Below are 20553 nucleotides of genomic sequence, written 5' to 3'. Positions count from 1 at the left end.
AAGCAGCGATTCGATTAAGAATCGCTGCTTTTTAATTTACTGCACCCCCCAATGCATCTTCTACAGCGGACATGATTCCACGGCTGCTGAAAGTCGCTCCTGAAACGGCATCGACATCTGAAGACTGGGTCTCAATAATCTGTGATATGACGCTGCTTTTTGCCCGTTCAAAATATGGCCTGTCATCTCCGTAGGAAATAACTGCTACATCAGAAATCAAACCTCCTGAAACCGTAACAGAAACAGTCGTGGTCCGATTTTTAAACCCGATTCCCGAACCTTCATAGGTGCCATCTGCATATGCACCGGTTTCGACAGCGGCAGCTGAAGCCTGGTCGATGGCTGTATTTTCATCAGCGGCAGAAACATCTTTCTCGTCTGTCGTATCTTCTGCCATGTCTTCTGCCGTATCTTCAGCAATTTCTACAGAAGCATGTGAACGCTTTCCTCTATTGGTCTCTTCCTCTGCTGTGTCATAGGAAGCTGCCGAATCATAGGTGGCTGATGAACTACCTGTAATCGAAAGAGCATCTTCGACAGCTGACATGATTCCACGGCTGCTGTAGGTCGCTCCTGAAACAGCATCGACATCAGAAGACTGGGTCTCGATAATCTGCGCGATTACGCTGCTTTCTGCCCGTTCAAAATACGGCCTGTCATCCTGATAGGACAGTATTTCCACATCGGTTATATTTCCGTTTTCAACTGTAACGGATACCGACGTTGTTCCGCCATGGAAGCCAGTTCCAGAGCCTTCATAAGTACCATCCGTATACTTCCCGGCTGCTGTGTCTGTATAAGTTGAAGTTGTACCTGATCCACCGCCCGCCAGGGCCTCCCCTGTATAGTAGATGGAAGTGATAGCCGCAACAGCAAGCGTCCCTGCAACAATCGTGTTTACGTTTGCATCAGCAACAGCAAGCTGGGCATTGTTTCTGGGACATACAGCTGTACAGCGAAGGCACTGGATACATTCACCGGTCGATATTTTATCGTACTTGTACATCGGAATTCCCATAGGACAGTTATTGGTACATATTTTACACGCTTCGCACTTGTCACGGTTCTTTTTGATCTTTAAGAACCGGACCTTTGAAACCGCTGCAAATACGGCTCCAAGAGGGCAAAGGTATCTGCAGAAAAATCGTTCAACAAACATTGAGGCTGCAAAAATAATGATTAGCAGTATCGTTCCGAATACAAAATACTCCACGGCGCCGGCGATATCCGGAACACCTTTTACCGTGAAAATGAAGCCGAAAGCATCCCACGGATTTGTTCCTTCCAGGAAGCTCCAGTCGACATTCCATAATAATGCTGCCAGCAGCACAAGATAAATATATTTGAGTGATTTCAACACGCTGTCCGCTTTTTCAGATATCCTGAACCTGGTTTTAAATACCTTTTTTGAAAAAGCATAAAGCCAGTCGCTCACCGCCCCAAAAGCGCACATCCAGCCGCAGAAGAACCGTCCCAGCAAAATTGTAACCGGGATTACAGCAATCGCTTCCATGAAGCTTACCAGATTTGTACTCAAATCAAGATTGCCGCTGACGGCTCCCAGATAAAGGGTTTTCAGTCCCAGGAACGCACCCGCATAAAAACCGGGTAAAAGTATAAAGAATATAATCTGAACAGCGATTCTATATATTTGTAGTGAGTTGATTTTCTTTTTAACAGACATACATGTCTCTCCTATCCTTATCTATTGATTCTGTAATTTTAAATTTGCCTTTTAATCCATCCGTAATTTTAATTTCCATATCTTCTGTAATAAAAATTGCTTCGGCTCCCACTTTCTTCAGCAGTCCCATACCCTTTTCAACGCCTGATACAAACAAAGCAGTCGTAAGAGCATCTGCATCAATCGATTTGTCGCAGACCGCAGTTACACTTAAAAGTGCCGATTGCGCCGGATAACCTGACCGTGGATCCAGTATATGGTGATATCTGACTTTGTCTTTTATGAAAAACTGCTCGTTGCTGCCTGAGGTTACGATTGTTTTGTTCTCAGCTTCCAGGATCCCGATATATTCTCCTCTCGGTGCCAGTGGGTTCTGGATCCCTATCTTCCAGCAGTTCCCATCATGCCGGCGCCCTATAGCAACGACATTTCCCCCCAGATTTATGAGGGCATTTTCAATCCCATTTTCGAGCAGGATCCTTTTCACTTCATCCGCCGCAAATCCCTTTGCAATGCCGCCCAGGTCTGCAGACCCTTCTGGAATATCCAATTTCACCTGTAATGAATCCGGTTTCGTCAACAGCTTTGAAGCGTCTGTCTTTCTTTTTACATGTTCAATCTCTTGCCTGTCCGGAATAAAAGAATCCTTTTTCCCTATTCCCCAGAGTTCAACCAGAGGACGTATGGTAATATCAAACCCACCATCAGAACTGTGGTAATACCAAAGGGCACGTTCCAACACCTTCAAGGTATCCTCATGGACCGTTACATAGGAATTTCCGGCAGACGCAACTATTTTTGAAATGTCGCTGTCTCCATTGAATGCAGACATCTGATCATCGATTGTCTGGAGTTTCTTTACTATACAGTCCGCTATGAATTCTTTATTTTCGCAGCCATAAATTTTTATCTGATTGAATGTTCCAAGCGCAAAGCACTTGATTTCTACATCTTCCTGCATCTGTTATCTCCTTATTTTTTTATTATAATACACAATTGTGATGAATTCTTGAGCCAAATGTGAAATTTACATGAATTCTTCCTTTCCATTAACCAGCTCACACTCTGATTATAGGCACTGTACTTAAAATGAACTTTAAATGTAACTGTTCAGCACCCCTGTTCCTCACTTTATGTTCCCACAATCCTAAAAACATTCGAAATTCGCCCTGTCCGGGCTGATATCTTACAAATCCAAAAACGCATAAAACAGTAACCTTATTAAAAGTTGCCGCTTTATGCGTTTCTTCATTCTTTATCTTGAATGATATGCTGCTGTTCAAGACCAGTTTTTTACTTGCTATATAGAAATTTACCGTAATATTTAAAAGCGCAGCGCTTCCGCCAGTGCAAGTATCGTGAGGGACTGGCCGTAAGCCATCGGAGCAATCAGGATGTTTTTGTAATGATCCGCATCATACCCCATACCAGTGCCTCCGGATACATTTAATACCGTTCCGTCTTTATCTATGTTTTTCAGAATGGCATTGATGGCTTTTTTTGCACATTCCAGATAAGAATCATCTAAAATCCCATAGCGGATTCCTTTTAAAATACCGGCAGCTATAGCCGCGGAACCTGATACTTCCTCATAGCTGGATGGATCCGTGAGCACTGTATGCCAAAGGCCGCTTTTGCTCTGAAGCTTTTTCAGCGCCGATACCTGGGCTTTATAAGTGTCAATGATAAAGCTCTTAATTCCTGGATTCATCGTACCCTCGAACATATCGATATAGTCGAGGATTCCAAGGGTGAACCAGCTGTTGCCCCTGCACCAGAAAATTTCTCCGAAATTGTTGTATTCGTTAAATGTCCAGCCATGATAGAATAAGCCGGTCTTTTTGTCATACAGATACTTAATGTGAATCAGCACCTGATGGATCGACTCGTCAACCCATTCCTGAATCTTATATTTCTGGCCCATTTTATTCAGGAAAAGCACTGTCATGAAAAGAGTATCGATCCACATCTCGTTTTCATTCAGACGCACTCCCTGACGGTCCCCGTTGGCGCTTGTAACGTGCTGGAATCCGCCTTCTTTTGTTCTGGGGATGCAGTTCATCAGCCATTCTCCCCATTTTTTGCAGAGAGCTTCGAATTCCGGATCATGATAGTACTCGTTCAGTTCCACCAGGGTTAAAAGCGGCGTTGTCGTATTGATATTCTTCGACGGCAGTCCCTGAGCCATATTATCCTTGAACCATTTGTACAGGAATTCCTTATACTCGTCATTTTTTTCATGCTGCATGATCTTCAAAAGACCGTAGAGCCCTACACCTTGCGGCCAGTCCCATTCCTGGATTCCAAAATCACGTTTGAAAAATCCGATTGCTTCGCCTCCCTGGGTTTCAAGCTCTTCTGCATTATCAGGTCCGCCTAAATTCAGCAGTTTTTCGATAACCAGATTCAGTTTTTCTTTCAATTCCTTTTCATTGACATTCTTCATTTTTCATCAGCCTTTCTACTGTTCTTTTTTTCTTTTTTCATTTATACTATCTTTAAAAACGAAAGAGGGTGCAGTTTTGGAAAAAGTTACATATTTTGCAGAAACAGAAGGGATTTCCCTGGAGCATATAGTCCGGTATGGAAAATTTGATATGCGAGTCAAACATTTCCATAATGAATACGAAATTTTTTATATTATAGAAGGGGAGCGTCTTTTCTTTTTCAACAACCGTAGTTTTGTTGCCACCAAAGGGGATCTGATTTTGGTAAATTCGAATCTGATCCATATGACCAAATCAGTTTCCGAAAAGGATACAGGGCACAACAGAATCATCCTCTATATTTCCAATCAGAAAATGGCCCATTTAGAGCAGCTATGCCCGACTCTCCAGCTGACCCGCTTCTTTGATGAACATTACGGAGTTTATCACCTTTCCCAACCCCAGCGAAATGAGTTCCTGGCTATGTACCACTTTTTAAAAAAGGAATTCAACAATAGGGACCGCCACTACAAACTGGCGATTGAACTCAAGGTGCTGTCCTATCTTCTGTCTGTCACCCGGGAACTGAAGCCACAGTCCCAGGAACTTCCACATTCTGCCGACAAAGGCAAGTACCGTACTGCCTACGCAATTGCAGACTATTTATCGGCAAATTGTGAAAAACAGACTTCTCTTGAAGATCTGGCCAGCCATTTCTTCCTGAGCAAATATTACATCTGCAAGGTATTTAAAGAAGTGACCGGCTATACCATAAGCGAATACGTCAATATCCACCGCATCCAGAAAGCCAAACGGTATTTGGAAGAAACTGATTTGAGTATAACTGAAATTGCCCATCTTCTCAACTTTGGGAGCATCGCGCATTTCGAAAAATTATTTAAAACCTATATGACCGTTTCTCCTTTGAAGTACCGTAAACGTCCCAATACAGTCACGCATACGAATCTTCCCACGCTCCCATGAGTTCTGCTGCAGGCATTACATCAGGCCCAGCACTCCAGGCAGCCAGGTGCTCAAACCAGGAACGAAGGTTACAAACAGGAGTGCCACCAATATGGCTGCAAAATAAGGCATTAAATGCTTCATCACATCCTCTACCTGCAATTTCGCAACACTGCAGCCTACGAACAGCACGTTGCCTACAGGCGGCGTGATAGTTCCGATCGAGAGGTTCATAACGATCATGACTCCAAAGTGAATCGGGTCCATGCCCAGGTTCGTCGCAACCGGTAAAAATATAGGGGTGAAGATCAGAAGTGCCGGTGCCATATCCATGAAGGTACCTACAATCAAGAGCACAACATTTATGATCAGCAGAATAACAATTTTATTATCAGATATACCTAACATCAGGTCGCTGATAGCCTGTGGAAGCCCTGTAAAGGACATTACAAAGGATAAGACCGATGATGCTCCGATGATCAGCATGACAATCGTAGTCATGACCGCAGTATCGACCAGCAGTTTTTTCATATCTTTCATCTGAATCGACTTATACACCACGACTGCGAGAATGAATGCATAAATTACCGCAATTCCCGATGCTTCCGTGGGGGTGAACCATCCTGACAGGATACCGCCGATGATGATTACAACCAGGAACAGGCTCGGGATGGAATCCCAGACTGTTTTTAATACCGCTGATGCAGTAAGCTTCTCTCCCTCTATTACATACCCATGTTTCTTCCCATATGCAAATGCTACAACCATGCAAAGAAATGCCCAGAGAACTCCCGGTATCCATCCTGCCATAAACAGTGCAGCCACGGAAGTTCCGCCGCTTGCAGCAGAATATACAATGAATGCTGTCGTTGGAGGGATCAGCTGGCCTACCGGCGCAGTTGCGATATTCGTTGCTGCTGAAAATCCTTCGTCATATCCGCTTTCTTTCTCAAGAGGGTTCATAACACCGCCTATTGCAGTAGCCGCTGCTATACCGGAACCTGAGATAGAACCGAACATGGCATTACCTGCAATGTTGGTAACTGCAAGGCTTCCCGGTACCTTCCCCAGAAACAGGAGTGCCAGATTAATAAGACGTCTGGCGATACCGCCATTACTCATCAGCTGTCCTGCCAGAATAAAAAACGGTACTGCGAGCAGAGTAAAACTGTCAATACCGCTGACAAGCTTCTGTGCAGATATAAACATTCCGAATCCCGGAGTAAGAAACATGATAATCGTTACCAGTGCTGAAGTTATGATGCTGTATGAAACCGGCACGCTCAATGCCAGCAATAGGAAAAACAAGATTACAAGTACTAAAGCCGCTTGGAGTTCCATATTACTTTACCTCCTTAATTTCTTTACTGAATTTAATAAACCGTTCGATGCTGTATGCCGCCATCAATAAGCCGCTGATCGGGACGCATGCATAATAGAACTGCATCGGAATCTGCATAGCCGGCGAAATCTGACCAGCCGCATTCATCGTTACCATCCATCCGCCTGCAATCATTACAAAAACGCTGAGTGCCAATACCAGAACCTCTATCGCTATTTTTGTAACAAGCAGGTTTTTCATTTGAAAAGTCCTGGTTATAAACTGTATGGAGATATGTTCATCTCTTCCATATGCAAAAGGTACACCCAGCATTGTGAGCCAGATCAATACATATCTTAAAAATTCTTCTGTATATTTACTTGGGTTCCCAAGAATAAAACGTGTGAAAATCTGCCAAAAACATCCAAGGACCATAAGAATCACCATCAATGCCAGGACTGTTTCCAGAATTTTGTTTATCGCCTTCATATCTTTCCTCCCTATTCCTCTGTAACGTATTTTTGAATATCTTCATAAAGTTCCCGGAAGGCATCTCCCTTTTCACAGAAATCATCATGTATAGGCTGCACAGCTTCTATGAAAGCACTTTTATCAATATCCCTGTATACAGTTACGCCGTTCATTTCTGCTTCTTCCATGCCTTTTTCCATCATTCCGTTATATAGACTCTTGAAATTGTCATTTGTTTTTTCAAGGGCTTCAACCAGATATTCCTGCTGTCCCTTTGTCAGACTATTCCATTTTTTAGTGCTGATGATATAAATGTCAGGAGAATACTGATGCTCTGTATAGGTATAAGACTTGACAAGATCCTGGTGCCCATCGACTGTCAGTGCAAGTTCTGTATTTTCTGCCCCATCTACAATTCCCTGCTGCAGAGACGTATAGGTTTCTCCGGCTGCCATCGGAACCGGTGATCCTCCCATCAGTTCAATCATAGTCATGGAAGTGGTACTTGGCATGGAACGGATTTTCTTGCCCTTGAGCACTTCCGGTCTGTCGCATGCCACATCTTCCGTCAGATAAAAGTTACGTGCTCCGTTTGCATAATATCCAATGGCGATAAATCCGTCCTCTTCCGTTGAATAGAAAAGTTCTTTTACTTTTTCACTCTTTTCGATTGCTTCATAATAATGTTCCTGGCCTTTAAACAGATAAGGAATTGCAAAAATAGAGTATTCTTCCTTGAACTGTCCAAGTGTATTGGAGCTGACTTTTGCCATATCCAGAATACCTGCTTTTACCATTTCAATCTCATCTTTTTCAGTACCAAGCACACCGCTTGCATAAATATTAACCTGCAGGTTCATAGAATCATCCTCTGCCGCAAATTCCGAAAATTTAGCAATTGAATCTGCTATTTCAGAACCCCTTGACTGGTTATGCGCCAGGCGGATTTCAATCTTCTCTGTAGAATTGCCGGTTACAACTTTTACGAAAGTAACAATTACTGCAATCACACTGATAACCGCAATCACAATTCCGATTATTTTTTTTGCGTTTTTCATTTCGAATTCTCCTTTTCTTTTGCGGTAAATAACTGTAATTCTCAAAACCCACAGCATATTTATTTGTGCACTTTTATATAATCAGCGCCGATACACACTCTGTTTTTTGCTATTATTTAGCCACTTTTTACAATAGACATCATAGCATATTGTTTTTTTGATTTCTCAGCAATTCTTGTTGTTATTCTGTTTTTTTCACTCTATATTGTTCTATTTCCGATTGTGTGATAGCGTTAATACAGATTCAAGGGGCTTCGCCAGTTCAACTCCCGAAGCGTTTCCTCTCATAAAACGAACTTTCCTGTTAGAGAAAAATAAAAAATCAGGTAATCTCTCGGATTACCTGATCATAATATCACTTTGTTCTTGTGTATTTAAACTGAACCTCAAGCCTCGATTGACCAATGTTCTCCGTAACAATCCGATCATCCTCATCGAGGTATTTCTTCTCTTTACAGGTATATATCCACTTTGCCTCATATTTATCCTTTGATAGTATCCCTCTTACCCTGGATATGTTTTTATCCGGCACATATCCAAGTTTTCCGTGCTCTTCACTCATAATTGCAATAGCATTAGAATTGTAATCATTGTCAGGTTCATCCTTGAAATATATGTCATAACCTTCCTGAATCGGATATTTGTTGACGTGATACGAGTCTTCGACTTTCTGCCTTAAAGCAGATCCCTTCAATCCTTTATAAGGTACTTCCATGGCCTCGATTTTCCTCATAATCTGCTTCTCCCCTTCGTACTTGTTGCTCCATGCAACAAATATCTTATAGGTCAGCAGATCCGATTTCGATTTTACTTCCGTCTTAGGATTTGGTGTAGACAATAAGCCCTCGTCTGCAATGACGACCGCATTTCTTTTACTGAACATTTTCTCTAAAATCCCCATTTTTTTCTCCCCTTTTCTTCTGCAATTTTCAGCCTTGCGCAGTAAATTGTATCACAATTAACTGACTCTGCTTTAATACTAACAGTCTTCTTGCTGTTTATCAACAATGTTTCCGATTTCATACAAAAAGACCCGCCAGAGCAGATATTCGACCTGTCCAGAGAGTCTTTTTGATGTTACGAGACCGGCTTCACCACAACTAGCAATTTCTTGAAGAAAATCATGTCCCTAATACTCATATTGCATCTGTTCCAATGCAACAAAAAAACCCTGACTTCCGAAGAAATCAGGGCCTGTAATGCGTAATGCAGTCGAAGGGACTTGAACCCTCACCCACGTACGTGGACATGAACCTGAATCATGCGCGTATGCCAATTCCGCCACGACTGCTTGCTTACAAAACATATTGTATATTCTTTGCCACCAAATGTCAACCCTTAAATTGAATTTTTTTTGTAATTAATTCAAAAAATTCAAAAAATGTTAATTTTGTAAATTAGGGGTTGCAAAACCAAAAAGTGCGTGCTATAATAAATCTTGCTTGTGGCAGCAGCCGCAAACATAAGAAATGCAGTTGTGGCGGAATTGGCATACGCGCTAGACTAAGGATCTAGTGAGCATTGCGCTCGTGAGGGTTCAAGTCCCTTCGACTGCACTACTTTAAAAAAGAGAAAGTCCTGTTGATCAGGGCTTTTTTTGCTTTATAGGAATGGAGAGTCAAAAGCCCATTTACATAATTGGATTCGTTAATTTGCACGGGTTTCGAGAATGAGAACGTGATGCAAAACATGTTGATTCGCAGCGCGCTCTCGCTTAGATGAAGACGTAGTGGTACATAGGGCCGCAAAATACGCGGCCCAAGTGCCAACGTCTTCATAAAGCTGCTCATCAATTCATGTTTTGTATCACTGTGTGATAGTTGGCGACTGTGCAAATTGACGAAGCCGGAGTTTACGTAGGGCTTTTGACACGCTAGTCTATATAGAAGTTCCCCGAATTTCCTATATAGCAAAAATGCTCCGTGAAGAGGCGCATGACGTGCAAGAAAAGTGTGTCGCAGAAGCGGCTGCGCATCAGAGCAAGAGTTTCGCAAGCAAAACTCTTTATACTGTCATAAACACTCTGTTGTACGGTGGAATAACTGGTACAAGTCAATCAAGTACCATAAGCCCGACAAAATCTCATTTGCCAAATTGTATCAATAGTATGTGTTGGTTGTTTAATTAATGTTTTTTCAAAAAAACATTAAACTTTTTCAAAATGGCATTGACAAATCCAGCCGGACATTGTATTATAGACAAGTACTTCGGTACAGCAAACAGGAAATGCAGTTGTGGCGGAATTGGCATACGCGCTAGACTAAGGATCTAGTGAGCATTGCGCTCGTGAGGGTTCAAGTCCCTTCGACTGCACTACAACAAAAAAAACAGGAAAGCCCTGGAAACATGGCTTTCCTGTTTTTTTGTTGTAGAAAAGAGCAGAACAGCTATACGCAATCCTCTTATATTGTCTGCCCAGCAGCGGATTGCGGCATTTCAGGAGGACCTGTTACCAGGATCCTCCACCTCCGCCGCCTGATCCTCCGCCTGACGAGCCCCCGCCGCTGCTGCTACCGCTTCCGCTGCTTGAAGGCCTTGAAGACATGGCTTCTGAAGCGGATTTCATTGTTGTTCCCATGAAGGCTCCAAAGGCTGCCATAGTGAATGCATCGCGACCACTGTACCAGTCAGGAGCCCGCATCGCAATCGTTTCAAACTTCCTGATCCATTTATCAGATACCCCGAGCACATAGGTATACGGAAGTATGTCATAAAAATATGACGGATTTTCCATGACAAGAGCTTCCAGCCTCGGTTTTTCTGCTGTTTCAAGAAAATTTCTGAATCCTCTGATTTTTCCAAGCAACTGGTTGCCGTAAACCGTCCTTTTTGGCATGGCCTTTAGCAGCAGGACCATCAAGAAAATGCATACAAGCCCGGAGACATAAGCAATCAGGTACATGGAATCAGCCATCAGCGCTGGCAGAACCAGAAATCCCCAGGGCATGCCACCGAAGCCGAGCCCCCAGACCAGTCCGAAAAGCTTCACAGGTATAGGCGTCTTTCCAAACACCATACCCGCCAGAACCGAAAATCCAATTCCGGGAAAAATCAGCGCAAACGGAAGTGTTCCGGCACCGCCAAATTCTACCACCGGTCTGACTGTAATCAGGATGAATACCGCTATGATCATAAGTCCTACAAGCAGTCCTTTTCCAAGAGAGCTCTTTTCAAATATCGTCTGCCTGTTTTCCTTCTGGTTCAGATTCGCCACGATCCTGTCCAATGTGACGTAGAAGCTGTTATATAAATCGCTTCCGTTGACCTCTTCTACTTCCGTACCGCCGGTTTCATAGAAAGTCCCATAATCATTCCTGTAATTGCTTCCATTCATGTCATAAGCATCCTCTGGACGCTTAAAGACGGTTTTTCTGATCATGCCCGTTATATCTGCAAGGTTCATTTTTTTAGGCGTATTGAAAAGTCCCGATAAGAATATCCGCTCGTTCTCATTAGTCCCGTCATATTCCTTCAGCTTGGTAAGCTTAAAGTTCTTCTTTTTTACGAACAGTGAATTTTCTTCGACTTCAGATATTTTCATGTAGCCCTTATTTGCAAGATAGATCAACAGGGATACAGCATCATTCTGATCAGCTTTTCCTTTATACAGAAATCCCGTCTCTGCGCTGTTGAAGCCTTCAGGCGGATAGAATTCCACTGTTTCAACTACCCTGTTGTCCCTGCCGAATACAAACCACATCCCCCCTGTAATCAGCAGGAACAGGATCGGCAAAACGATCGATAATATCATCAGCAGGTCAACATTCGTGCCTGCTCCTTTGAAATATCCTTCCGGAAGCTCCAGCCTTACGGTAAGCCCTTCACCAGGCTGCAAGACGCCATTATAGCTGCCCCTTATGACGTTCCCCTGCACCTCATACGCAATACCGGAACTATCCGTGGAACCCGTCGCCCCACGGGAAAAACCCAGCTTTTCCGAATCAAATTCCTTAGGCATCGTGATCATAAATGTAACCTTACCGATTGCAGTATCCCATTCATCCCCGATTATATCAAGGTACAGCTCGTCATATTCCTTCCCTGTGTCTTTTCCGATATTATACAGGTAGCTGATTATATAGTTCACAGGCCCGGTCAGGGTCGAGTCGGGATTTCCTATTTTAATCACTTTATGTCCGTCTGCATTTGAAGCCGTATAAGCTTCATTTACATTAATGCTGCTGATTTTCGCCCTGTTATGGGAAATGGTCCCGTCCAGACGGACCACCTCATTTTTTAACGGTATTTTTCTGTAAATCCCGTGCTTGGGGATGTTAAAGTAAGCCTCAATGTTTTCAGTAATGTAGAATGTGTTGTCCTCGTTTACAAATATGTTCACATCATAGCTGTCGAGCACATATTCATAATAACCGTACGCGCTGTCCGTACTTATGCTTCCGGTTTCATAGTCCGTGTCCGCTGTGCTCCTCAGCATATATTCGCTTCGGGGACCGGATGCAGATGAATCGAAATACGGGAGCATACTAAATATGGCAATCAGAATTATAAAATATCTTATTCTCTTTTTCATTCCCTTCTCCTGTCTAGAACCTGACTTGTACGTTTTCTTTTTCACTTTCAGCAGCTTCAAACATCTTCGCTGCCTTAAAACCGAATACGGCTGAAATCATATTGCTCGGGAACATCTGGACCTTGTTGTTGAAATTCCTTACTACCGCGTTATAGTATTTTCTTGAGTTCGCGATATCTTCTTCGACCCTGGCAAGCTGTGCGCTCAAATCCAGAAAATTCTGGTTTGCCTTAAGATCAGGATAGCTTTCCGATATTGCCATCAGTTTTGACAGGGCACCCGTCATCTGGCTGTCTACAGCAATTTTATCGTCCTGTGACATTCTGTCGTATGCGCTGTTCCTCAGCTTTACTACGTTTTCCAATGTATCCTGCTCGTGCTTTGCATATCCTTTTACCGTTTCTACAATGTTCGGAATAAGATCCCACCTCTTTTTCAGATAGACATCCATTGTCGAAAACGCCTCCTCAACGGTATTTCTTGCATTTACCAGGCCGTTGTAGGATAGCAGCACATATGCTGCAAGCAATACCAGAGCACCAATCACAAAATATATTTCCATGTTTCATACCTCCCTTTCTAATCCATTACTGTCATTATATGGTTTCATTAGCCATTATGCAATACCATTTCTGTGTATCACGCAGCGTCTTACTGTTCACCATGTTAACAGCCACAAACTTTCTTATGATACAAAAAGAGGCTGCCGACACACTACGATTCATCGTCAGTGCGGCAACAGCCTTTTTTATTCTATATATGGCACCTGGTGCCTTTATTCCACAAAAAGAGTTGTCTTATGAAAAGCTCCTGGCATTTTTATTCCATACAAAATTTATTTACAGCATATGCAACACCGTCATCGTCATTTGAAGGTGCAACAAAGTCAGCAATCTTCTTGACGCTCTTCTGGGCATTTTCCATTGCCACGCCAAGTCCAGCGAATGCGATCATTGTTTTATCGTTGAATCCATCACCACATGCCATCACTTCTTCTCTTCTCATATCCAGATGCTTTATAAGTTTTTCCAAAGAAGCTGCTTTATCCACATTCTGAGGCATCAGCTCCAGAAAGTACGGTTCCGACCGGAATACATTGATGCGGTCTCCCACCTGGGCTTTCATGATTTCCTCAACTTCAGCCATATGGTTTCCCTCTCCGACCATCAGACATTTTGTCACCGGGAAAACGACATATTCCCCAAATGCCTCCACTTCCCTTACCTGCATCTTATTGATGGCCACTTCTTTCTGAATATAAACATCTCCGCCATTCTCCGTAATGATGAACTCATTCTGGTATGTAAGGATATCCGCATCATTTTCTTTTGCCAGCCTACTCAGAAGTGCGGGCATTTCCTGCGGAAGCTGATCCTGGTAAATGGTTTTCCCAGTAGCGCACTCTATGATCATTCCGCCATTGAACGACAGCATGAAACCGCCGTATTCCTTCAACTTCAATTCCTCCATCAGCGGCACGATTCCATATGTGGGCCTTCCCGATGCCAGTACAATCCTGCCTCCGGCTTTCTGAAATTTCATAAGCGTTTTTCTTGTATGTTCTGATATTACTTTTTTCGAATTTGTCAAAGTTCCATCTAGATCCAAAACTAATAATCTGTATTTCATGCGTACTCTCCATCTCATTCATCTTAAAATCCACCGTGTTCAGTTCCAAAACATGTCTTTATGCAAAGCCACATAAAAACTTCTCACTTAGGCGGATGCCTGCACAGTTGCTCTGACTATTACTATATCATCATCCGGGTATAAGTCAATATACACAGTATTCAAGATTCTGATGCAGATACCGCCTGGCAGGAGCAAAATCAACAACCGAAACCCGGCTGCACATCCCATGCGGAGCATTTTTCATCTCATGGGACGAACTTTTCAATAAGATAAAAAAGATGCCGGACACCATCGGCTTTATGTCGATCATGTCCGGCGTCCTGCCGTATACTCCATCTTCAGCTCAATACTGATTGATTAAGCTGCTATACATCCGATGCCAGCGTCAGTTTCCCGCCAACTATCTTTCCTATAAAATGATAAAACGCATCAATAACCGGCCCGAGAAGACATGTGCACACAATCGTACCGGCTCCGATTTCACCGCCCAAAACAAAGGCAAGCAACACGAAAATCACATCCATCGTTATCTTTGCCGCTCTTATAGAGATGTTCTTTTCCCTGCATGCAACGATCAGATCATCTGTAGGATTCGTCGGCAGGCCCGAAAGCATATAGGCAGCCACTGCAAAACCGATCAGGATGATCCCCATAAAGAGGAGCCCCGCTGAGCTTATAAAACCGGTTCCCTGAACATCAGCAAAGACAGTCTTCCACAAATCCGTTGAAACACCTATAAAAAGGGATGACAGAAACGTTGTGAACCTGGGCATTCCGCGTCTGACTGCCGCCGCTATGAATACAGCAATGAGCGCTGTTCCATAGATCGCATAGGATGTCTTTATGCCCAGAATTTCCGCCAGTGCAAAATTCAGGGCATCATATCCTCCCGCTCCCATATGGGCATTGATTGTAAAAACGACTCCCATGGGCATCACCACTACTCCGATGATATAAAGGATGATGCTGATCAGCAGTTTTTCGTTTTTCAACCCTTTGTTCCGTATAACTTCCATTCTCTAAGCCTCCCACAGCTATGCTTCTATAAAATGCACCTGCCATGCCTGATATTCATCCGACATATATGGAACCGGAATCCCTGCATTCATAAGCGCATCTCCGCTGTAAATGCCTTCTTCCCCTTCGATGCGGTATACCTTTTCAGGCGCAAGTCCCTTTAGTTTAACATACTGTACGGATGCATTGCAATGGGTGTCAATCGTGACTACATTCAGCAGTGCCTCTCCTGCGTCTGCCGCTGCAAACTCCCAGGCGGCAATTTCTCCGTGTACTGCCGGGTCTGTAAGCCTGTAGTAATTTCCGTTATGGATCATATTCCAGTATTTATGGTATTCTTTTATCTGTTCCCTGACCATCTGTTTCTCTTCTTCCGAGATCTTATTCAGGTCAAGTTCGTATCCAAAGCTTCCTGCCATTGCTACGACTCCGCGCGTCTTCATGGATGTACTTCGTCCTGTCTGGTGGTTCGGAACTGCTGAAACATGGGATCCAACCGATGAAACAGGATATCCGAAAGAAGTTCCATGCTGAATATAAAGCCGTTCTATGGCATCGGTATTATCGCTGCACCATATCTGCGGGGAATAGTATAGCATGCCTGCATCGAACCTTCCGCCTCCGCCGCTGCATCCCTCTATGAGCATATCCGGATACCTGGCAGCAAGACGTTCCAGAAAATCGTATACGCCGAGCACGTATCTGTACAGCACTGCGCCCTGGTTTTTGTCTCCGGCTGTTGCCGAATAGACATCTGTAATGCTGCGGTTCATATCTATTTTTATATACTCTACATTCACGCCGTCAAGCACTTCACAGATTTGTCCGAATATTCCGTCCACGACCTCTTTTCTCGAAAAATCGAGAACAAGCTGGCTTCTTCCTCTGACCGGCCTGCGTCCCGGAATCACGAAAGCCCAGTCAGGATGTTTCCTGTATAGTTCACTGTCCTCCGACACCATTTCCGGCTCGATCCAGATTCCAAATTTCATGCCCAGCGCATTTATCTTTTCAACCAGGCCTTTCAGCTCTCCGCCCATCTTTTTCTCGTTAACGAACCAGTCTCCCAGGCCTGAATAATCATTATCCCGTTTTCCAAACCAGCCATCATCGAGAACCAGCATTTCAACGCCCAGTTCCGACGCCTGTTCTGCTATGCTGTATATTTTTTCATCATTGAAATCAAAATAGGTGGCTTCCCAGTTGTTTATGAGGACCGGCCTCTGCTGATCCTTGTATTTGCCTCTGCAGACATGATACCTGATTACATTGTGATAATTCCTGGAGAGGCGTCCAAAACCGGCCTCAGAATAGCTCAGGATGACTTCAGGGGCATAGAACGCCTCCTGGGGTGCAAGCGGATACGAGAACATCTCATCCTGGATTCCGATTGTAACCCTGGTCTGATTGTACTGATCCAGTTCAACCTCGCCTTTAAAGCTTCCGCTGTACATAAGGGATAATCCATAACAGTCTCCTGTTTCTTCCGTTGCCGCTTCAGCTGCTACCATCATAAACGGATTGTGCTGATGGCTTGATGTGCCTCTCCTGCTGCCTATGGACTGCAGCCCGTGCATGGATTTTGTCCTCTGCATAACGCGCTCCATGCCATGTCTTCCGTGGAAATGGATGAAATCATAGCCGCCATCCATGAAATCAAGGCAGGCAGACTGAACTTTTTCAAGGCTGACATCGTTTTTTCCACCGTTTACGATTTTCACGCTTCTTGTTATGACATCCAGTTCTTCAAGAACACCGTAACAGAGAGTAGCCTCTATTCCAGTAACCACATCCGCCATAACGATTTCCAGTGTTTCCGCCTCGTTCTCATCTGCATAAACAGCCGGCAGAGCAGGGATTGCATATTTTCCCTGCACAATTCTGTGTTCTTTATATCTCAGGTCACAGCTGTATGTGCCATCGCTGTTCTTCACAACCAGGCAGGCTGTACGGAAATCGCCATTGCCCTGAGTCGGGAATTCCTGCAAAAGCGCATCCATTGAAAAAGTTCTGTCCGTTCCGGCATCATAAGGATTTCCCGAAAAGCCTCTGTCGGCATAGGTGAGCAGATAATCCATGCTCCCTTCTGTCCGTTTTCCATAATACAGATGCAGAAGGAATCCGTACTTCCCTACGCACATCTGATAAGTAGTATTCTTTGTATGGAGTGAAAATACCTGTTTCTCCTCGTTATATCTAATTGCCATATCGAATGCCCTTTCTTTTTCCGGCATGCGCTCCGCATGCCTTTTGCAAATTTTCGCGTCTGCTCCATCCTACCGGATGGAAGCTGCCGCTTCTCTATTTTCCACCTGACATGGCAATTCCTTCTATAAACTGTTTCTGGAAGAACAGATACAGGATTACCATTGGAATCATCGCCATAAGGGATCCCGCCATAAGAACGGGGTAATTGGTTGTGAACTGTCCCTTTAAGGTCGAGAGCCCTGCGGACAGGGTCATCATTTTCAGGTCCGTATTTACAATAAGCGGCCACATAAGATCCGCATATGCAAAAACTGCTGTGAATATTGCCAGTGCTGCCATTGACGCTTTCGTCAGGGGCATCATGACCTGATAAAATGTCTGCCATTTATTGCATCCATCCAGATACGAAGCTTCTCCGATTTCATCCGGAATCCCCATATACGACTGCCTCAGGAAGAATGTTCCGAATGCGCTTACAAGGCCTGGAAATACAAGTGCAAACACGGTATTGGTAAGTCCCAGATTAGCCAGCATCTGATACTGGGGTATGATGAAAATCTGGGATGGAAGCATCATCTGTACAAGCACGATTCCGAACAGAAGATTCTTTCCTTTAAATTTCAGTTTTGCAAATGCGTAGCCTGCAGTCGAAGAAAACAAGATTGCACATGCTACCCTGAAGAAGATCAGAAGCACGGTGTTTTTATAAAGGTTCACGAAGGGCAGGCTGTTCAGGGCCTTCTGGTAATTGTCCCTGATCCATTCTACCGGCAGTATCCTCGGGGGTATCTGCATACTCTCAGACACTGTCTTGAAGCTGGTCAGGAACATCCATGCGAACGGAAAGATCATCAGGAAAGCCCCTGCTCCCAGCAGCAGATAGACGACTGCATTATATGTTTTTTTATTCATTTCCAGCGATCCGGTTTTAGTTCTCATTTGAAATCCCCTTCCTATACATCATAATGAACCCATTTTTTCTGTCCCCAGAACTGAATAGCAGTTACAAATCCGATCAGAAGCACGGTCCAGACAACAATTGCAGAAGCATACCCTTTGTCTCCTGCCACGAAGGATTCCCTGTAGAACAGATACATAAGCGACTGTGCGCTCGTCAGTGACGGATTCGACTGCTCTACCATCATATAGATCAGATCATATACTTTAAGCGAAGCCATAAGCCTCATAATCACCACAACAAAGATCGTAGGCGATACCATAGGCAGCGTTATATGGATGAACTGCTTGATTTTTCCTGCTCCGTCAAGGCTGGCTGCTTCATAATAGCTTCCTGATATATTCTGGATGCCTGATAAAAGGAGGACTGCATCGTAGCCAATCGCACTCCATATAGCCACTATCGCACAGGTGCCAAGGACTATGGATGGATTTGTCAGCCAGTTCACGTGAATTCCGAACACTTCGTTGATGATTCCGTATTCCGTGTTGAACATCCATTTCCATACCATTGCAACTGCAGCCGGCGCAACAACCATCGGAAGAAAGTAGATTGCCCTGAATATCACTCTGCCTTTTATCTTCTCATTCAGGAACACCGCTACAAGAAGGGATATAAAAACCCCAACCGGAACAGTGAGTATGCAGAAATAAATAGAATTCCATGTTGCTTTCCAGAACTCTGCATTTCCCAGCATTTCCTTATAATTGCTGATACCCGAAAACTCATACTGTCCAAACGCTTTTGTTGATGAAAAGCTCAGGATAACTGTTTTAATAAAAGGATATATATTCAGCATCATCAATCCCAGGATTGTAGGGGCTATCATTAGATAGCCCCAGAAACCCTCTGAGTTAAGCCTTTTTGTTTTATTCTTTCCCATTTGTTTTTTCCTCCCCTTCAGGGATATTATTCGGCTGCAATCGCCTGATCAACAGCATCCTGCATATTCTGCAGACCTTCATCGATCGTGCTTTCGCCGGAATATATTTTCAATAGCTCATCGCTTACTTTTGATTTCCATACAGGTCTTGATGCGCTGTTTACGCTCTGAATGCCATATTCGAACATATCAATATATTTCTGAACGGCAAGTTTGTAATCGAATGCATCGAACACTTTGACCCAGGTGTCTTCCAGTCCAATATATGCCGGAATTGCCGCGCCTGATTCGCCCTGTATCTTCTGTCCTTCTTCAGAACCTAAGAATTTAAGGAAATCTTTAGCTGTTTCAAGGTTTTCACCTTTTGCTGCAGTTGCATAGCATAAACCGTTGGAAATAGAAGCCCTTCCGTCTCCGCTTACAGGATCAGGACATTTTGGAAGTACTGCAACATCCCATTTTCCAACCATTTCAGGATTGTTTTCCATCAGGGATTTCAGGTTCCAGCATCCTTCGTAATACATCGCTCCCTGTTCTGAAAAGAATGCAGTTCCAGGGCTTGTTTCTGCAAAATAGTTCTGATCAGGACACCATTCGTTCTGCTGAAGTCCGATATAGAATTCCATTGCTTTTACTGTAGCAGGATTTGTAAATCCGCCTTCTGTCTTGTCTTCATTCAGGATGTAGCCTCCTGCCTGGTATACGAAATTCCAGTATCCGATCTGGTCGTCGGCATATGCCATGTATCCGTATTTTCCTGTTGCTGCATTGATTTTTTCAGATGCTGCCACCAGATCATCCCAGGTCCAGTTTTCATCCGGATATGCAACTCCTGCTGCATCGAACATCTCTTTGTTATATACAAGTCCTATAGTATCTTTGTCTTTTGGAACGCCGTACATGTTTCCGTCCGAACCCTTTGTATTGTCAATTGATACATCTGAAAATTTATCTTCATAGTATGTTTTGCTTTCGTCGTCATATAAGTCCGTCACATCTGCTAAAATTCCGTTGTCAGCATATTTCAGGAGCTCATTTGTATGCATCCAGAAGATGTCCGGCAACTGGTTTCCTTCTGCCGCAGCTTCAAGCTTCGTCCAATACTCGTCCCAGCTTGTAACCTGTACTTCGATTGTCACATCAGGATTTTCTTCCGTATAAGCTGACGCTAAAGCTTCCATGCCTTCTTTCTGGGCAACATCCCAAATCTGGAAGGTAAGCTCTTTCTTTCCGCCAGCATCCTTTCCATCCGACGATCCGCATCCGCTTAACCCCGCTGCAGATGTCAGCAGGATTGCTGCACATAAAACAGTTGTCATACCTTTTTTCAATAATTTGATCATCTTTTTTCCCTCCATAGCTTGTGCATTTCGACATTTTTATGTCAAAATACGTTTCTTT

16 protein-coding genes and 3 tRNA genes are annotated in these 20553 nt (G+C 43.8%); 3 read left to right on the top strand and 16 right to left on the bottom strand.

Translation table 11 applies throughout. The features are described from left to right. Positions 1 to 31 precede the first annotated feature (31 nt). From BJR36_RS06760 to BJR36_RS06750, 3 genes are all read right to left on the bottom strand, one after another. Positions 32 to 1684 (bottom strand): FMN-binding protein, encoded by a 1653-nt coding sequence (locus BJR36_RS06760; protein WP_091231914.1) that lies wholly within the window; start codon positions 1682 to 1684, stop codon positions 32 to 34. Beyond that, the gene (locus tag BJR36_RS06755) at positions 1674 to 2645 is read right to left on the bottom strand and encodes an FAD:protein FMN transferase (RefSeq protein ID WP_091231912.1); all 972 of its coding nucleotides are present in this window, start codon (positions 2643 to 2645) and stop codon (positions 1674 to 1676) included. Before BJR36_RS06755 ends, BJR36_RS06760 begins: the two co-directional genes overlap by 11 nt. 363 nt (positions 2646 to 3008) lie before the next feature. Further along, the gene (locus tag BJR36_RS06750) at positions 3009 to 4130 is read right to left on the bottom strand and encodes a glycoside hydrolase family 88/105 protein (protein ID WP_091231909.1); all 1122 of its coding nucleotides are present in this window, start codon (positions 4128 to 4130) and stop codon (positions 3009 to 3011) included. A 76-nt stretch (positions 4131 to 4206) separates the two neighbouring features. On the opposite strand from BJR36_RS06750, the gene BJR36_RS06745 reads away from it, so the two are divergent. Beyond that, on the top strand, positions 4207 to 5094 hold the full coding sequence (locus BJR36_RS06745) for a helix-turn-helix transcriptional regulator (RefSeq protein WP_091231906.1): 888 nt from the start codon (positions 4207 to 4209) through the stop codon (positions 5092 to 5094). A 15-nt stretch (positions 5095 to 5109) separates the two neighbouring features. Here the strand turns inward: BJR36_RS06745 and BJR36_RS06740 are convergent, their stop codons facing one another. From BJR36_RS06740 to BJR36_RS06720, 5 genes are all read right to left on the bottom strand, one after another. Next, positions 5110 to 6414: a TRAP transporter large permease gene (locus tag BJR36_RS06740; RefSeq protein WP_091231904.1), complete on the bottom strand. Its 1305-nt coding sequence runs from the start codon at positions 6412 to 6414 to the stop codon at positions 5110 to 5112. 1 nt (position 6415) lies between these two features. Further along, the gene (locus BJR36_RS06735) at positions 6416 to 6883 is read right to left on the bottom strand and encodes a TRAP transporter small permease (RefSeq protein WP_091231902.1); all 468 of its coding nucleotides are present in this window, start codon (positions 6881 to 6883) and stop codon (positions 6416 to 6418) included. Positions 6884 to 6894: 11 nt separating this feature from the next. Further along, entirely contained in the window at positions 6895 to 7923 is a 1029-nt protein-coding gene (gene dctP / locus BJR36_RS06730) for a TRAP transporter substrate-binding protein DctP (RefSeq protein WP_091231899.1), read from the bottom strand. Between the two features lie 355 nt (positions 7924 to 8278). After that, positions 8279 to 8824 (bottom strand): HIRAN domain-containing protein, encoded by a 546-nt coding sequence (locus BJR36_RS06725; RefSeq protein ID WP_091231896.1) that lies wholly within the window; start codon positions 8822 to 8824, stop codon positions 8279 to 8281. 306 nt (positions 8825 to 9130) lie between these two features. Continuing rightward, positions 9131 to 9214: transfer RNA gene (locus BJR36_RS06720), tRNA-Leu, on the bottom strand. A 180-nt stretch (positions 9215 to 9394) separates the two neighbouring features. Here BJR36_RS06720 and BJR36_RS06715 point away from each other — a divergent pair. Next, positions 9395 to 9479, top strand: a tRNA-Leu gene (locus tag BJR36_RS06715). 672 nt (positions 9480 to 10151) lie between these two features. Beyond that, positions 10152 to 10236: transfer RNA gene (locus BJR36_RS06710), tRNA-Leu, on the top strand. Positions 10237 to 10372: 136 nt separating this feature from the next. Here BJR36_RS06710 and BJR36_RS06705 read toward each other — a convergent pair. From BJR36_RS06705 to BJR36_RS06670, 8 genes are all read right to left on the bottom strand, one after another. Continuing rightward, on the bottom strand, positions 10373 to 12454 hold the full coding sequence (locus tag BJR36_RS06705; protein ID WP_091231893.1) for a DUF2207 domain-containing protein: 2082 nt from the start codon (positions 12452 to 12454) through the stop codon (positions 10373 to 10375). A gap of 13 nt (positions 12455 to 12467) precedes the next feature. Then, the gene (locus BJR36_RS06700; RefSeq protein ID WP_091231890.1) at positions 12468 to 13016 is read right to left on the bottom strand and encodes a LemA family protein; all 549 of its coding nucleotides are present in this window, start codon (positions 13014 to 13016) and stop codon (positions 12468 to 12470) included. Positions 13017 to 13273: 257 nt separating this feature from the next. After that, positions 13274 to 14083, bottom strand: a complete 810-nt coding sequence (locus BJR36_RS06695; RefSeq protein ID WP_091231887.1) for a Cof-type HAD-IIB family hydrolase — start codon at positions 14081 to 14083, stop codon at positions 13274 to 13276. 368 nt (positions 14084 to 14451) lie between these two features. Further along, positions 14452 to 15102, bottom strand: a complete 651-nt coding sequence (locus BJR36_RS06690) for a YczE/YyaS/YitT family protein (RefSeq protein ID WP_091231885.1) — start codon at positions 15100 to 15102, stop codon at positions 14452 to 14454. Positions 15103 to 15120: 18 nt separating this feature from the next. Further along, positions 15121 to 17310, bottom strand: coding sequence for an alpha-galactosidase (locus tag BJR36_RS06685; protein WP_091232108.1), 2190 nt, complete (start codon positions 17308 to 17310; stop codon positions 15121 to 15123). A gap of 94 nt (positions 17311 to 17404) precedes the next feature. Continuing rightward, positions 17405 to 18250: a carbohydrate ABC transporter permease gene (locus tag BJR36_RS06680; RefSeq protein WP_091231883.1), complete on the bottom strand. Its 846-nt coding sequence runs from the start codon at positions 18248 to 18250 to the stop codon at positions 17405 to 17407. 14 nt (positions 18251 to 18264) lie between these two features. Next, positions 18265 to 19152, bottom strand: coding sequence for a carbohydrate ABC transporter permease (locus BJR36_RS06675; protein ID WP_091231881.1), 888 nt, complete (start codon positions 19150 to 19152; stop codon positions 18265 to 18267). Between the two features lie 26 nt (positions 19153 to 19178). Further along, positions 19179 to 20495, bottom strand: coding sequence for an ABC transporter substrate-binding protein (locus BJR36_RS06670; protein ID WP_091231877.1), 1317 nt, complete (start codon positions 20493 to 20495; stop codon positions 19179 to 19181). Positions 20496 to 20553: the final 58 nt, after the last annotated feature.

This window comes from Anaerobium acetethylicum (assembly GCF_900096945.1).
GTDB classification, from domain to species: Bacteria; Bacillota; Clostridia; order Lachnospirales; family Lachnospiraceae; genus Anaerobium; species Anaerobium acetethylicum.
The sequence above is the reverse complement of the archived record's forward strand: the minus strand, read 5'-3'. Positions and strand labels throughout refer to the sequence as shown.